The sequence below is a fragment of the Idiomarina aminovorans genome (assembly GCF_023155095.1).
GTDB lineage: Bacteria > Pseudomonadota > Gammaproteobacteria > Enterobacterales > Alteromonadaceae > Idiomarina > Idiomarina aminovorans.
Map to the genome: position 1 here is coordinate 1 of NZ_JAKNDA010000043.1, position 243 is coordinate 243.

1 protein-coding gene is annotated in these 243 nt (G+C 54.3%); it reads left to right on the top strand.

Annotation, left to right across the window (positions count from 1 at the left end; all coding sequences use genetic code 11):
• Positions 1–243 (top strand): hypothetical protein (locus L8G48_RS13710; protein ID WP_248265098.1); only part of this gene is annotated, 243 nt, incomplete at both ends.

Genomic DNA, 243 nt, shown 5'->3' on the forward strand with positions numbered 1-243 from the left:
TCGATGCGAACGACATTGACGTTGATGATGCGGGTAACGTTACCGTTTCGGGACAAGATCTGAGTACGCTGACCGACGGTGAATTAACCGTGACCATGACGGTGACCGATGAAGCCGGAAACGAGGGCAGCGTAACCGACAACGCAACCTTAGACACCAGTGCCGAGCAGGGTAACGTCAATGTGAATAACATCACCGCCGATGACGTGATCAACGCACAAGAAGCGGGCGAGACCATCACGG